General features: G+C 44.4%; 1 protein-coding gene. It reads left to right on the top strand.

Annotated elements, in window-relative coordinates:
• The coding region (locus FD23_RS06665; protein ID WP_155515443.1) for an IS3 family transposase at window positions 1-403 on the top strand (403 nt) is incomplete at both ends.

Genomic DNA, 403 nt, shown 5'->3' with positions numbered 1-403 from the left:
AAAAAATTGGAGGCCTTAATTCAAGAACGGAAGAGCCAAGAAAAGAAGAATTAGCTCGTGCAATCACTGAATTAAGGCAAGAATTGCGGCTTAGCGTTAAGTACATTATCGACGTTATCAATGCCAACCCTGGATTGCCTCATATCTCAAGAAGTAACTACTACTACCAAACCCATAAGCCTGATAAGGATTCTGGTAACCAGAAGCTGATGGATAGAATCAAAGAGATCTTTCTTGAACACAGCCGACGCTATGGGTACCGGCGAATCTACGGACAGCTTCGCCGGGAAGTCTATGGGATCAACCATAAGAAGGTGCAGAGGCTCATGCAAAAGATGGGCTTATTCGCCATCTCAATCCGCAAGAAACGCAAATACAGCAGCTATTACGGCGTTCAAGGCAA

It is taken from the genome of Lactobacillus delbrueckii subsp. delbrueckii DSM 20074 = JCM 1012 (assembly GCF_001433875.1).
Classification (GTDB): Bacteria; Bacillota; Bacilli; order Lactobacillales; family Lactobacillaceae; genus Lactobacillus; species Lactobacillus delbrueckii.
Note: the sequence above shows the minus strand (reverse complement) of the source record. Positions and strands in the feature narration are given on the sequence as shown.